At 45.8% G+C, this 13220-nt stretch carries 14 protein-coding genes and 1 tRNA gene; 6 read left to right on the top strand and 9 right to left on the bottom strand.

What is annotated here, in order from left to right; all coding sequences use genetic code 11:
• Positions 1 to 30: 30 nt before the first annotated feature.
• The 4 genes from HB364_RS10525 to HB364_RS10510 form a co-directional block, all read right to left on the bottom strand.
• Positions 31 to 603 carry a plasmid pRiA4b ORF-3 family protein gene (locus tag HB364_RS10525; RefSeq protein WP_167287946.1) on the bottom strand — a complete coding sequence of 191 codons (573 nt, stop codon included), beginning with the start codon at positions 601 to 603 and terminating at the stop codon, positions 31 to 33.
• Positions 604 to 791: 188 nt separating this feature from the next.
• Complete coding sequence (locus HB364_RS10520) at positions 792 to 2360, bottom strand: CCA tRNA nucleotidyltransferase (RefSeq protein WP_167287945.1); 1569 nt, start codon at positions 2358 to 2360, stop codon at positions 792 to 794.
• 162 nt (positions 2361 to 2522) lie between these two features.
• Complete coding sequence (locus HB364_RS10515; protein WP_167287944.1) at positions 2523 to 3515, bottom strand: glycosyltransferase family 9 protein; 993 nt, start codon at positions 3513 to 3515, stop codon at positions 2523 to 2525.
• Positions 3516 to 3543: 28 nt separating this feature from the next.
• Positions 3544 to 4110, bottom strand: coding sequence for an L-threonylcarbamoyladenylate synthase (locus HB364_RS10510; protein ID WP_167287943.1), 567 nt, complete (start codon positions 4108 to 4110; stop codon positions 3544 to 3546).
• A 102-nt stretch (positions 4111 to 4212) separates the two neighbouring features.
• Here HB364_RS10510 and HB364_RS10505 point away from each other — a divergent pair, with 102 nt between their 5' ends.
• From HB364_RS10505 to HB364_RS10495, 3 genes are all read left to right on the top strand, one after another.
• Positions 4213 to 5025, top strand: a complete 813-nt coding sequence (locus HB364_RS10505; protein WP_167287942.1) for a 2,3,4,5-tetrahydropyridine-2,6-dicarboxylate N-succinyltransferase — start codon at positions 4213 to 4215, stop codon at positions 5023 to 5025.
• Positions 5026 to 5103: 78 nt separating this feature from the next.
• Positions 5104 to 6033, top strand: coding sequence for a DMT family transporter (locus HB364_RS10500; protein WP_167287941.1), 930 nt, complete (start codon positions 5104 to 5106; stop codon positions 6031 to 6033).
• Positions 6034 to 6112: 79 nt separating this feature from the next.
• A tRNA-Leu gene (locus tag HB364_RS10495) sits at positions 6113 to 6196 on the top strand.
• An 81-nt stretch (positions 6197 to 6277) separates the two neighbouring features.
• Here the strand turns inward: HB364_RS10495 and HB364_RS10490 are convergent.
• The 5 genes from HB364_RS10490 to HB364_RS10470 form a co-directional block, all read right to left on the bottom strand.
• Positions 6278 to 7084 carry an NADPH-dependent F420 reductase gene (locus HB364_RS10490; protein WP_262889774.1) on the bottom strand — a complete coding sequence of 269 codons (807 nt, stop codon included), beginning with the start codon at positions 7082 to 7084 and terminating at the stop codon, positions 6278 to 6280.
• Positions 7081 to 7464: a nuclear transport factor 2 family protein gene (locus HB364_RS10485; protein WP_167287939.1), complete on the bottom strand. Its 384-nt coding sequence runs from the start codon at positions 7462 to 7464 to the stop codon at positions 7081 to 7083. Before HB364_RS10485 ends, HB364_RS10490 begins: the two co-directional genes overlap by 4 nt.
• Positions 7465 to 7498: 34 nt before the next feature.
• Positions 7499 to 7912, bottom strand: a complete 414-nt coding sequence (locus HB364_RS10480; RefSeq protein ID WP_167287938.1) for an SRPBCC family protein — start codon at positions 7910 to 7912, stop codon at positions 7499 to 7501.
• A gap of 64 nt (positions 7913 to 7976) precedes the next feature.
• Entirely contained in the window at positions 7977 to 8552 is a 576-nt protein-coding gene (locus tag HB364_RS10475) for a Crp/Fnr family transcriptional regulator (protein ID WP_167287937.1), read from the bottom strand.
• A 45-nt stretch (positions 8553 to 8597) separates the two neighbouring features.
• Entirely contained in the window at positions 8598 to 8861 is a 264-nt protein-coding gene (locus HB364_RS10470) for a hypothetical protein (RefSeq protein ID WP_167287936.1), read from the bottom strand.
• Positions 8862 to 9053: 192 nt separating this feature from the next.
• Between HB364_RS10470 and HB364_RS10465 the strand changes: the two genes are divergently transcribed.
• The 3 genes from HB364_RS10465 to HB364_RS10455 all read left to right on the top strand — a co-directional run bounded on the left by HB364_RS10465 (position 9054) and on the right by HB364_RS10455 (position 13213).
• A complete protein-coding gene (locus HB364_RS10465; protein WP_167287935.1) occupies positions 9054 to 9473 on the top strand; it encodes a hypothetical protein in 420 nt (139 codons plus the stop codon).
• Positions 9474 to 9489: 16 nt separating this feature from the next.
• Positions 9490 to 10710 carry a hypothetical protein gene (locus HB364_RS10460; protein ID WP_167287934.1) on the top strand — a complete coding sequence of 407 codons (1221 nt, stop codon included), beginning with the start codon at positions 9490 to 9492 and terminating at the stop codon, positions 10708 to 10710.
• A 130-nt stretch (positions 10711 to 10840) separates the two neighbouring features.
• Complete coding sequence (locus tag HB364_RS10455; RefSeq protein WP_167287933.1) at positions 10841 to 13213, top strand: ABC transporter permease; 2373 nt, start codon at positions 10841 to 10843, stop codon at positions 13211 to 13213.
• Positions 13214 to 13220 lie beyond the last annotated feature (7 nt).

Below are 13220 nucleotides of genomic sequence, written 5' to 3'. Positions count from 1 at the left end.
ATCACCTCCTCTATTATTTCCGGGATTGATTTATATTTCCTCTTCTTTGCCGCCTTCCTCTTCTGCTTCTTCGCCCAGTTCCAGTCCTTCATCCTCCTCATCGCCTTCTGTACCGAAGCCTTCTGCGCCGGCTTTCAGGTCATATTTTTCTTCTACTTCTGTGAGTTTATCACCTACCAGTCCTTTGGTACCATATTGGGAAGGCGCGATACCTTCAGTTTTTACCACCGCGGGATAATCCAGTTTTGCGTTCTCTTCTTTCGACACGTTGATGAGCTCTACCATAAAACTCCATCCTTTTACAAAATCGTAGTTGTAGATGAATTTCTGGTTGGGATCGCGGATCTCTGATCCGATGGGGGTTTCCTCCATCAGGAGGGGGGCTACTTTATAAGGCTTATCGTATTTGGCAAAGCTGATCTCCCTTCCCCGCTGCCAGTTATCATTGCTGCGGTAGAAGGTAGCCTGGTGCTTGCTGTCGAATTCGTATGCCTTTAGGATTATCTGGTGTAGCTGTAAGAAGGTTTGCGTATGTTTTACAGCCACATCACGATAAATACTATCGTCTTCTTCAAAGTATATCCTGAATTTTAATACAGCCATAAGATTGCTTGTTTCTGGTTTTTGGTTTCTGGTTCTTACAGCAGGTGAATGATGCTTTTGCTATTGTACCTGCCAGCAGTTTTCCGGGGACGAATTTGCGCTGTTTATTATTCCAAAAGTAATATAATTCCGCTAATATCTTTTTGTCGCACAACTATCATACCAGCAAACAGTTTTACACATGGTATTTATACGAGAGGTTTAAGCCCCATATCCTGCGCCGTTTTCATCATAAAATCGTACGCGGCATCATAATTGTTGTCAATTTTTCCATCCAAAATGGCTTCCCGGATCGCATTTTTAATGTCGCCCACCTGTTTACAAGGTGTAAGGTTAAATATTTCCATGATCATTTCACCAGTAATGGGAGGCTGCCAGTTGCGGATACGGTCTTTTTCCTCTACTTCCCGCAGCCTTTCTTTCACCATTTCGAAATTTTCGAGGTAGCGTTTTACTTTCAGCTTGTTTTTTGAGGTAATGTCGGCACTGCACAGCAGCATAAGCGCCTCCATGTCATCACCGGCATCAAATAGGAGTCTGCGGATAGCAGAATCCGTAATATCTTCTTTAGTGAGGCTAATAGGACGTAAATGCAATTCGACCAGCTTGCGCACAAAACGCATTTTTTCATTCTGCGGCAGTTTGAGGCGGGCAAATATTTTCGGTACCATCCGCCCTCCTACAACTTCATGGCCGTGAAAGGTCCACCCATGCCCCGTTTCAAATTTTTTGGTAGGTGGCTTACCAATATCATGCAATAAGGCTGCCCAGCGCAGCCAGAGATCGCCCGTATGGCGGCTTATATTGTCCACCACCTGCAGCGTGTGGTAAAAATTATCCTTATGTCCCAGTCCATCAACATATTCGGCCCCTGCGAGGTCGACCATTTGGGGGAAAATAATGTGCAGGAGGCCGCTTTTATATAAGAGATCGAACCCCACGGAGGGTTTATCGCTTACTAATATTTTATTCAACTCTTCCGTAATGCGCTCCTGTGAAATGATGCGGATACGCTCCACATTGTCTTTGATGGCCTGGAAAACAGGCGGATGGATAGAGAACCCAAGTTGTGCTGCAAAACGAATGGCACGCATCATGCGCAAGGGATCATCACTGAAGGTTTGCGCAGGATCGAGTGGTGTGCGAATGAGCTTATTCTCCAGGTCTTTCACACCATTAAAAGGATCTACCAGCCTGCCATAGTCGGCCTTATTGAGGCTGATGGCCATTGCATTGATGGTAAAATCACGCCGGTCCTGGTCGTCTTTGATGGTACCCGGCAATACTTCGGGATTGCGGCTGTGGTAACGGTAGCTTTCTTTGCGGGCGCCTACGAATTCGATCTCGAAAGCAGCGCTGGCTTCGCCGGCCTCCCCCGCCTCTCCCCCAGCCTCCCGCTGTGGCGGAGCAGGCTCTCTCCTAAAGGAGAGGGGAGCAGATTCGTCTTCGGAAGATGATTCTTCTTCTGAAGATGATTCCTTTTCTTCTTTTTGATAGAAGTCCTTTAATTTGATCTGTGCGGTGCCGAAGGTTTTAAAGAAAGCAACATGCGGGCGGGGATTGAAACGGTCGGCCACGCGGTGGGCCAGTTCAATACCATCGCCTACGCATACGATATCAGCATCCTTGGTATTGCGCCCAATGAGTTTGTCCCGCACAAATCCGCCGATGATCCAGGCTTCCACGCCCAGATCGGCCGCAGCATGTGCGATCTTGTTGAAAACAAAGCCTTCTTTTTCGGTACACCGGATATCCATTGGGCAAAAATAAGCGTTTCGGGTTTTGTGTTTTGTGTTTCGGGTTTCGGGTTTCGGGTTGCTGCCGCGTATTATACGACATAATAAATTAAAAAACGCTCTTTGCAATTAGTCAATACGTTACACTTGAAGAACGCGAAACCCAAAACACGAAACGCAAAATTATTTTAGTGAAGCCAATAATTGCTCTTCTTTAATGTTATACGCACATTTAAAATGTCCCAACGGACAGGCTTTGCGGCCATGTAACCCGCAGGGACGGCAGGGAAGCGGTTCCTCTACTTCTACAATGAACCGTTTATCGGACAAAGGCCCGAAACCAAAAGAGGGTAAAGTGGAACAGTATACAGCCGTAACCGGCGCATTGACGGCAGAGGCAAAGTGCATGGGCGCCGAATCATTTACATAATTCATCACCGCCCCTTTCATGAGGGCGGTGGACTGCAGGAAGTTCAATTTGCCGCAGAGGTTGGTAATGGTCAGGTGTGGCGCACCCTGCTGAATGGTTTCCGCTATTTCCGCATCACCGGGCCCTCCCAGCAGGTATACGTGCCAGGAAGGTGTGAGGCGGTTCAGAAAAAGTATCCATTTATCGGCCGGGTATTGCTTGGTAAACCATACTGAAGCAGGTGAAATGGTGATGTAGGGAGCCTGCTGGTAGGGCTTTACCGCTGCTTCATCGGCTGCTGAAGGATATAAGCGGGGCTTCATGATGTCATCGCCGGTAAATTCTTTGATGAGCTCATTATTCCGCTCCACTTCATGCCGGGTGGTAAGACCATCGCTGATGATGTGCTTTATTTTCTTCGTAAAGAACCGGCTGAAAGGGTTTTTATCAAAACCAATGGTTTCCTTAGCCCCGGAAAAGGTAGTAAGCAGGCCGGTAGCGGCAAAACGTTGTACGTTGATGACTTTATCGTATTGCCGGGCGCGTACATAGCGCAGCAGCTTCAGCAGGTTCTTCATTTTATCCTGCTGTTTGTTCCATACCAGCACTTCGCGCAGGAAAGGATGGTTTTTTAGCAATCCTTCGTTGCCTTTGCGCACCATGAAGTCGATCTGCGCATCGGGGAAATGGCGGTGCAGTTTTTCAATGATGCCTGTTGCCAGCACCACATCACCAATAAAAGCGGTTTGTATGACGAGGAATTGCACTGTTCGATTTTGGATTTAGCATTTAGAATTACGGCCTGATCACTGTTACCTGTCCCCGCTCCCATCGCACTACAGCAGATGGCGCTGCAATAGTAGCATCATTTTGCCGGTATTGCACCACATAATCCACCTGTTGCCTGATCGCTTCCGGTATCTCTGCAAAGGTACGGGGGGCCGGTTCATTGCTGAAGTTGGCAGAAGTAGATACAATGGGCTTGCGAAAACGCTTGATGAGGTGCCTGCAAAAGGTTTCCTGCACGATCCGGATAGCGATGGAACCATCCTCGTTCACTAGGTTATCGGCCAGGCCGATGGCGCCCTCATAGATAACGGTGGTGGGTTTGGTCACGGTATCAAGGTAATCAAAGATGGCCAGGTCGGGATTGGCTACATATTGCAACAGGTCACGCTCATCGGCCAGCAGTACGATCATGCTTTTTTCCGCCGGCCTTTTCTTGAGCTCATAGATCTTGCGCACTGCAGCCGCATTGGTGGCATCGCAACCGATGCCCCAGATGGTATCGGTAGGATAGAGTATGATCCCGCCTGCCTGCAATGCTGCCAGGCTGTTTTCCACATCGGTATTAAAATCCATGCTGCAAATGTATTGGTGTGCTGATAATACACAAAACCCTCCCTCTGTCATTCTTCCGGTAAATTTGGCTGTCATATCCTAAATTCGCAAAAATTTCTTTTCATGGAATTACAACAACTGATCACAGAAGCCTGGAATAACCGGGAATTGTTAAAAGAGAATAAATATAGTGAAGCGGTAAGATCGGTCATTGCCGAAGTGGACAAGGGTCTGTTACGTGTAGCATCTCCCGGTGAGCAGGGCTGGACGGTGAACGAGTGGGTAAAGCAGGCTATCCTGTTGTATTTTGGCATCCAGCAGATGCAGACCTGGACAGTAGGTCCTTTTGAGTTCTATGACAAAATGCTGCTGAAAAGTAATTATAAAGACCTGGGCGTCCGTGCCGTGCCGCACGCGATTGCCCGTCACGGCGCTTATATTGCCAGGAATGTGGTGCTGATGCCTTCGTATGTAAATATCGGCGCTTATGTAGATGAGGGCACCATGGTGGATACCTGGGCTACGGTGGGCAGTTGCGCGCAGATCGGCAAGGGCGTGCACCTGAGTGGCGGCGTAGGTATTGGCGGCGTACTGGAACCTTTACAGGCATCGCCGGTGATCATTGAAGATGGTTGCTTCATTGGCAGCCGCTGTATTGTAGTAGAGGGTGTGATCGTTGAAAAAGAAGCCGTGCTGGGCGCCAATGTGGTGCTGACCAAGAGCACGAAGATCATTGATGTGAGCGGTCCTGAGCCGGTGGAATACAAGGGCCGTGTACCCGCCCGCAGTGTGGTAATACCAGGTTCTTATACCAAGAAATTCCCGGCCGGCGAATACCAGGTGGGCTGCGCCCTGATCATCGGGCAACGCAAGGCCAGCACTGACCTGAAGACCAGCCTGAATGATGCGCTCAGGGATTTTAATGTGAGTGTGTAAGTTGTTCAGGTTTTAATAAATTATCTCCTATAGCCCTGGCCGCGGGTGTTGCTGCTTGCTGCCAGGGCTTTTATTTTGATGAACGAGCTTAAAAAAAATAATACGATTACGTGGGCAGGATTTGCGATCACTTTGCTGGGGGCCATTATGTTCTCCACCAAGGCCATTATTGTGAAGCTGGCTTTTGCCCATGTTGCCGTAGATGCTTTAACGTTGCTCACCCTGCGCATGGTGTTTTCCCTGCCCTTTTATGTGGGCGCCGCCTGGGTGGTGACTAAACAGCCTGGCGCCACGCCGCTTACCCGGCGGCAGTGGTTGATCGTGCTGGTGCTGGGCATTTTTGGTTATTACCTGAGCAGTTTGTTTGATTTCGTGGGACTACAATATATTTCTGCAGGGCTGGAGCGGCTGATCCTGTTCCTCTACCCCACTTTTGCTGTGCTCATCAATGCATTCGTGTTTAAGCAACCCGTGCGGCGTGTACAGCAAATAGCGCTGACGCTCACTTATGCGGGCATCGGGCTGGCCTATTTTGGGGAGCTGCGGGTAGATACCCATAACCCTAACTTTTTTTATGGCAGTCTGTTGATTTTCCTCTGCGCCATTACTTATTCTGTTTATATAGCCGGCAGCGGGTATATTATTCCCAAGATAGGCGCCGCCAAGTTCACGGCTTATGCCATGCTGGCCGCTACGGGCGGCATTTTTATTCATTTCCTGTTTGCCGGCAGTTTCAAGGCTTTACAGGAAAGTTCGGGGCTGTGGTGGTATGGTCTGCTACTGGCTGTGGTAGCAACGGTAATCCCCTCTTTCCTGATCTCGTATGGCATGAAGAAGATAGGCTCGAATAATGTGGCCATTATTTCCAGCATCGGGCCTGTATCCACGATCCTGCAGGCGCATTTTGTATTGGGAGAACACATTTTCCTGGAACAAATTGCGGGCACTGTACTGGTAATCATTGGGGTATTGCTGATAGGCTGGAAAAGGGAGGCTGCCACCAATTAAAAAATCTCTTTTGTGCAATTGTGATTTGTCCTATATTTGCACCCCCGAACACAAGATTTCTGGTTTCAGAATCTCACCTGCCCAGGTGGCGAAATTGGTAGACGCACTGTGTTCAGGTCGCAGCGCTCGCAAGGGTGTGCTGGTTCGAATCCAGTCCTGGGCACGAAAACTAAAAAAGGCTTTAAGTCATTGGACTTGAAGCCTTTTTTAGTTTGGGTCAGTTTTTTCTTTTTGAATCCCCGATTTAGGCATCTAAATCACTTTCATAGATTTTTCTATTATGGTTCACGTTATCCATCCACAGTTCCGGATCATGCGTCAAAATAAATTTCAACCCGAGTTCACGTCTTTCAGGTAATAATTCTTTCCTTGCCTTTTTAATGGATTTTTGCAGTTGAGTCAAAGTTAAGTCAGTACAATACGCAGGACTTCCTGGCTGCTGTCTCCATGAATCTTGAAGGGATCCATAGTCTAAAGAATCAAATCCACTATTATCAACGAGAATAGATACCAAATCTTTTGATTGTTTATCATCTCCGGCAATAGGAAGTGCTAAACGCGATACAATACCTTTGGTAAGACCCGAATTAACCAGAGAACGATAAAGAATACTATTGTAAGCCTTTATAACAGGCCGTTGAAGTTGATTCGTCACCCAAACACTTTCGGGCATTCCATTCTCAATATCTTCAATTATACCATCTCTTATGGGATAATAGTTACAAGTATCAATAATGGTAGTGTTAGTTGAGGTATTTTTAAATAGACTTGCTGGCAATTTAGGTATTCCAATCAATGGAATAGCTATAACAATTACATCAACATCAGTAACAACCTCTGCTAATTTAACTGCTGAAGCTCCTGTTTCTACAGCTAAACTTTTAAGTTTTTCGGTTTCACCGGAATTAGCCATTTTTACACGGTGACCTGCCTTTGAGTATTGTCGTATCAAAGTACCTCCCATCTCTCCGGCGCCAATAATTCCTATTTTCATTTTATTTGATTGTTTCTTTTGTTCAGCGAACTCTTCGCGAGTCGCAGATCTGGTCAATAAAAGAATTGCTCTAATACAATTTGACCGTCTTTTACTTCATACAGCATTATCTGATTGATTTGTATTCTCCCGTGCCCCTGCACCGTGATATCTTTTTCTCTTCCTAATGCAAAATGATTACCGCTTACCAGAGGCTCGCTTGTATAAACCCTATGAACCGCTTCTATGCGTTTTACAAAGTCCTCGCCCTTTTTGCGAACAGCAGATTTACCTTCGGCATAACCGAAATACGGTGAATTCTGGGGGTCTATGCTTCTTACATTGTCTGCAAAAAACTCATCCTGGATCTCAAACCATTTTTCTTGCTGAGCAAGTTCATTGAATCGTGCTGCAACCTCCTGGGTTGTCATTACTTTATTGCTTGTTGTTTTTGTCATTGTTCTGTTTTTGTAGATTAATAAATTATCTTTTTTAAGAAGGTGTTCCGGTTCCTGTTTCACAAAAGGATTTCAGGCTCTTCATAAATAAAGCCCAGTCATAAGTGCAACCTGCAAAAGTATCCGTAGCTGCTCTCCAACCGGATTGTGCAAAGCGTAAAAGGGTAGTTCCTTCTTTTTCTTCCATATCGAAAGAAATGACGGTGCCAATCCATTCTTCAATCGAGTTGATGCATTTCCATTCTACTCTTTTGTTGGGGACAAGCTTAGTAACTTCCATTTCGTTCCGGAATTTTCCAAAAATAAAGATGTTCACAAATTCCACTTCAGGTTTGGCTGTGGTATGTTTACACCACCAGCTTTCTATCCCTTCCTGCGTTGTAACAGCTTTATAAACTTTTTCGGGAGTAGCTTTTATCACTACATTAATTCTAATATCTGCATTCATAGCTTGTATTTTTATGAATACAAAATTTAAACCCATTTTTTAAAAAAAAGTTGCCCCAGGACAACTAATGATCTTTGCGGATTCTTTTCCTGATCCGGCTAAGCGAGGTGGGCGTAACGCCAATAAAAGAAGCGAGGTATTTTTGTGGCAGCGTTTCCAAATAGTCGGTGTTATTTAACAGGTCCCTGTAACGTTTCTCTGCAGTATCTGTTTCCAATGCTGTAAACCGGCTGATCAGGTCAAGAAGCACAGCTTCCCAAAAATTTCTCATCATCTCCTGCATCTTGGGGTGAGATTGATAGATTTTCTTTAGTTCTGTCTTGGGAAGAACCAACACCTGGCTGTCTTCTATTGCCTGCATAAAATAGTCTGAAGGTTTTTCGCTGATAAAGCTATACACTTCAATGGCGGATGAAGGCTGAAAAGCAAACCACACGGATACTTCAATACCATCTTTCACATAATATAAACGCAGACAGCCTTTGTCAACAAATACAAAATCTTTGCAGGTATCGCCCTGCCGCAATACATAACCATTCTTTTTAACCACCTTTCGTTTAAACTTACCGGCGATCTCATCCAATTCATCATCTGAAAGGGTAACAAATCTGCTAATAAATTTTTTTAGGTTAGTTGTCATAACAATTAAGTATTTCGTCTTTTATTTACATTGGTAGCAGCGGTCTTAGCCGGTAAACTCAGGAGGCAGTTGTTGTTTGGCCTGTTCGTCTATGGCTTCCAGCAACGGTTCGAAGAACATGGCTTCTTCCCGGGAGGCAAATACCGGCTTCAGGAATGAACCCAACCAGCATTTTACATGCAATTCGTGAATATGGGGATGGCCGCTTATTTTCGCATGCGCATCCCAGGAATCGGCAATGCCTTCCAATTCCACATCCGCTGAGCAGGGTTGACCATTCCCGGTAAATTCCAAATGCAATAAGACCATCGTACCAGTTTTATACTTGATGACGCTAAGTTAGCTATTATGAAAATTGCTTCAACACTCACCCGAAAAAGCTGCCAGGTATCCTATCCATGCTGATCATACAAGTGTTTTTATCTGCTGATAATGGGTGTTTTAACGGGGTGTGAGGGAAGTACAGGCGGGTAATTTTGGGTACACCAAATAAAACATACCATGCCCACAAAGAAAAAGGCAGCCAAAAAGAAAGCAGCCAAAAAAACAGCACTTAAGAAAGCGGCTGTTCCCGCTACAACAACTGCCGGGATCCCACCTTCCATTCCACTGGTGGCCGAAGTAACAGCAGGCTCCATGCCCGCTACCATCAATGTTACCTTTAACGGAGGTATCGGACAAATGACAGCTTCTTTGATCAGGAGAGGCGTATTGATCAACCTGCAAAGCATCAGCAGTTCCGCCAATATATTCTTTTCAGACGTACAACAGGGCGACGTGATCACACTGAATGGCAATGCCACAGGTAACCCTCCTCCCCCTATTCATGCCGCAGTCATTACCATCTCTGTGCCTACCATTCCTGCAACACCCGATCCAAGACCGGAAGGACCGATACACGGCTTGTATGTTATTCAATAATCGAATTCATTGAACCATGACTAAAATGCTCAAACTACCCGTACTGCTGTTTCTTTTCATAGGAATAACAGTCACTACAATTGCTCAATCCGACAAAAAAAAGCCCTATACCATTACCGCAGATTCCCTGAGCACGGGTAATTATAAGGACGTGTTTAAAAGCTTCTTTCAACTGGCCTTTGACCGGTTTACCAGCAAGAATAAGGATCTACAGTTCACTTCCAACCCCTTTGCCATCATGGCCAGGGCCAATCCCAATCTGCTGATAGATACCAATTACACCAAATATACCGCCTTGCGGAACCTCAACTTTTCCTTTTCCGCCAAACTCGACTCTTCCTATAAGTTCAATGGTTTCTCATCGGGCATTACCTATGCCATCATCAACAGGCGGGACGTCACTATTTCCCAATATTTTCTGACAGAGGTTTCTAAAGCCAACAACGAAGCTGGTGCACTTTTAAGTAGCCTTGGCCTCTACGTATCCACTATAACGGATCGGGAAAAGCAAAATAAGTTCAGTACGCAGATAACGAATTTTTTCAAAGACAGCACAGCGAGGTTTGATAGCCTGGACAAGGAATTGCAGCAAGTGATCAAAGACAGCGCAAAAGCGATCGGAACAGTCCATTTGCTGGAAGTTATTAACAAAAATCCCAAAGCATCGCTGCGCACTTATATCAAGCAAAACTACGACAGCGTTAAAAACGATTTCCAGAACCGGTTGCTGTGGACGGCCAGCATCAGCGATACCACGTATAAAGATGAGTTCATGTTCTCCAACGTAGTGCTCTCCACCAACCTGCTAAAGGGCATCACCAACCGCGAAAAAGCGCAAAACAGGAGGTGCGAATTTGAGTTGAACCTCAAAGCGGCGTACCAGTTTTTGGATGATACCCTCACGACGGGCAGAGACCTGAAGCGCCAGGCCTTTACGTTTGAGCCCGGATTGAACCTGGTGCTGAAAAACAGACGCACCCAACATTCCTGGGCCGAATTCAAATTATCGGGAGGTTATACACATCTGAACAAGCCGTATGCCAGTGAACGAAAAGACAGCATCACCGTCAATGGCACTTTGCGTATCCGTGTATTTGATGATATCTGGATACCGCTGGAGATCAAATACGATCCAAAATCGGGCAATGTATTTGGCTTCCTGAACGTAAGGGCCAACTTTACTACCCTCGGCAGCGCATTCAACAAAAAACCATCCAGCTCCTCCAACAGCCAATAATAAAAAAGAAAAACCGGACATTCACTGTATCAAAAACGAACATTTTGCAGGTTAGCCTACTGCCATCTCCCTGTAAATCAACCACCTAATTTCAGGCTTTCTATTTGTTAGTTCCTTACAAACTAACAGTATGCTCCGGAATTTCTTCAAAGTCGCCTACCGGAACCTTTTCCGGAACAAGGGTTACTCTTTTATTAATATTGGCGGGTTGGCAATCGGGATGGCGGTGTCTATATTGATTGGTTTATGGATCCACGACGAACTTTCCTTTAACCGGTCGCACAAAAATTATGACCGGATCGGCCAGGTGTGGCAGTTTGTACAATTTGGCGCTGAGAAATCCTCTTACAATGTAATGCCCATTCCACTGGCGGCCGAACTTCGCAACAGCTATCCCGATTTTGAACATGTCAGCCTGTCGAAAGGAAGCAGTGATATACTTGCTGCAGGAGATAAAAAATTTACGGAGACCGGTCAGTATGTGGAGCCTGATTTTGCAACGATGTTATCACTGCCTATGCAGTCAGGTTCGATACAAGGCTTAAAAGATATGCATGCTATCTTTTTATCAGCTACGCTAGCAAAGCATCTTTTTGGAGAGCAGGATCCGATTAACCAGCTTATCACAATTAACAATAAGTATAGTGTAAAGGTAACCGGTGTGTATCAGGATTTTCCAGCGAACAGTGCATTCAGGGATGTGTCATTCCTGGGTACCTGGGACTTGTATGCATCCAGTGAAAAGTGGGTCATGGATTCTAAAACTGAATGGGATAATAATTCCTGGCAGATCTATGTACAGCTAAAAGAAGGCGCGGATTTCAAACAGGTCTCCGCCAAGATCAAAGATATCCGTATGAAAAAGGATGATCCGCCTGCCTATAAACCTGCCTTCTTTCTTCACCCCATGAGCCGCTGGCATCTCTATTCAGATTTTAAGGATGGCGTCAATACAGGCGGTTTAATCCAATTTGTATGGCTTTTTGGGATCATCGGTGTTTTCGTGCTGTTGCTCGCCTGTATTAATTTCATGAACCTGAGTACGGCCCGGTCCGAACGCAGGGCACGGGAAGTTGGCATTCGCAAAGCAATCGGTTCAGCACGCCGTCAACTTATTCTTCAATTTTTGAGTGAATCATTACTCATTGCTTTTATTGCCTTTGTTTTTTCCATTGTGCTGGTACAATTGAGCTTACCTGTTTTCAATAATATAACCGGTAAAAGCATGCATATACCCTGGTATCAGGCGCCATTCTGGTTATGCGCCCTCAGTGTTTGTTTCATTACCGGATTGATGGCAGGAAGTTATCCATCCCTTTATCTTTCCTCTTTTAATCCGATCAGGGTACTAAAAGGGACTTTTAAAGCCGGACGCTATGCCGCCTTACCCCGAAGGGTACTTGTAGTGGTGCAGTTTAGTGTTTCCATTATACTGATCATTGCCACTGCCATCGTTTTCCGCCAGGTACAATATGCCAGGGACCGCCCGGCAGGATACAGCCGTAACAGCCTGATCGAAATCAAGATGAATACGCCTGAGCTCTCCGAACATTTTGAAGCCTTACAAACTGACTTGCTGCAAACAGGAGCTGTGGAAGGATTTGCCGCTTCATCGGACCCGGTAACAGAACAAGGCGGTGGCACTACCGATATCAGGTGGCAAGGTAAAGCACCGGATATACGTCCGTTGGTGATGTCGAATAAGATAACACATGATTATGGCAAAACCATTGGCTGGCAATTAAAGGAAGGCCGTGATTTCTCCCGTACTTTCAAAACGGATTCGGGTTCGATCATTATTAACGAGGCGGCCGTAAAACTCATGGCCTTTAAACAACCCCTTGACCAAACGATCACGTTAAGTGGCCGTAATTACCAGGTAATCGGCGTCATTGGTGATATGATCCGGGAATCACCTTTCAGCCCGGTAAAGCCAACCGTATTTGTATTGGGAAGCAGGGGCCTGAACGTTATGAACCTAAAGTTGTCACAACAAGGGAATATCCGGGAGTCTTTAAGCAAAGTAGCACCTGTTTTCAAAAAGCATAATCCTGCCGGCCCGTTCGACTATAAGTTTGTAGATGCAGCCTATCAAAGGAAGTTTTCCCATGAAGAGCTGATCGGTCAACTCGCCGGCTTCTTTTCTATTCTTGCGATCTTTATCAGTTGCCTTGGCTTGTTTGGCATGGCTTCTTTTACGGCCGAACAACGCACCCGCGAGATCGGCGTGAGAAAGGTGTTGGGCGCTTCTGTATTCAATGTGTGGAAATTGCTGTCAAAAGAATTCATCTTCCTGGTGATGTTATCTTTTCTGATCGCTGTACCTGTTGCCTGGTATTTTATGCATAACTGGTTACAAAATTATGAATACAGGGCCAGCCTATCCTGGTGGATCTTTGCAGCGGCCGGGGCAGGTGCACTATTCATCACCATCCTCACAGTCAGCTTCCAGGCCATCCGGGCAGGACTTCAAAATCCGGTAAAGAGCTTAAGAACTGAATAGTCGTTAT

The organism is Paraflavitalea devenefica (assembly GCF_011759375.1).
In the GTDB taxonomy this organism is placed as follows: domain Bacteria; phylum Bacteroidota; class Bacteroidia; order Chitinophagales; family Chitinophagaceae; genus Paraflavitalea; species Paraflavitalea devenefica.
Note: the sequence above shows the minus strand (reverse complement) of the source record. Positions and strands in the feature narration are given on the sequence as shown.